The sequence below is a fragment of the Treponema sp. R8-4-B8 genome (assembly GCF_054786175.1).
In genome coordinates this window covers 1-785 of record NZ_BDHE01000170.1, presented here as the reverse complement: position 1 = coordinate 785, position 785 = coordinate 1, and the positions used below count along the sequence as shown (strand labels likewise).

Genomic DNA, 785 nt, shown 5'->3' with positions numbered 1-785 from the left:
ATGTTAATTGAAGATATGGACTACATGGGCCCTATCCGATTAAAGGATGTAAATGAAGCGAAAAGAAAGATTATTGGTATTATGTGGCATCTTGAGGAGACAGGAGAAATAATTATCTCTAGACAGATGGTGAAATAAATTCAGAAGCAGGACTTCCCCCAAAGTTTTGTTCAAATTTTATCATTTGCGCGTAATTTAGAGAGCGAGAAACTAACGCGTGATTTTTCACGCCCCCAGTCAGCTGGCTGAAAAGCATGGTGACAAACTGCGTCCAGCTTTTTAACCTTTTTGCCTAGCGTTCCGTTTTTATTGTAACATTTCCCTAAGATTTACAGTCCCAATAAAAAATGTTATATTCAATTATCAATCAAATCAGGAGGGGATATGAAAAAAGTAGCAATTGTAATGGGAAGCGACAGCGATATGCCTGTAATTGAAAAAGCGTTTAAGAAACTAAAAGACTTCGGTATCCCGTTTGAGGCGCATGTAATGAGCGCCCACAGAACGCCTGAGCGCACGGCGGACTTCGCCAAAAATGCCAGAAAAAACGGCTTTGGGGTAATTATTGCGGCGGCGGGAATGGCGGCTCACCTTGCCGGAGTTATTGCGGCGCATACCACGCTCCCCGTTATTGGCATTCCTATAAAATCGACATTAGACGGACTTGACGCGCTCCTTGCCACAGTACAGATGCCTCCCGGTATCCCAGTCGCCACAGTAGCCATTGACGGCGCTGATAACGCGGCAATTTTAGCCGCTCAGATACTCGCTACAGGAGACGACAC

The 785-nt window shown here is 44.7% G+C and carries 2 protein-coding genes; both read left to right on the top strand.

The genetic code is table 11. From position 1 onward, the window contains the following. Positions 1–138: a FliG C-terminal domain-containing protein gene (locus ACYVRA_RS07675; RefSeq protein ID WP_461252148.1), complete on the top strand. Its 138-nt coding sequence runs from the start codon at positions 1–3 to the stop codon at positions 136–138. A 246-nt stretch (positions 139–384) separates the two neighbouring features. Then, positions 385–785 (top strand): 5-(carboxyamino)imidazole ribonucleotide mutase (gene purE, locus ACYVRA_RS07670; protein ID WP_461252147.1); only part of this gene is annotated, 401 nt, incomplete at its 3' end.

Excerpts from the sequence above, each read along its gene's own strand:
- ACYVRA_RS07675 (WP_461252148.1), top strand. The coding sequence starts at position 1 with ATGTTAATTGAAGATATGGACTACATGGGCCCTATCCGATTAAAGGAT.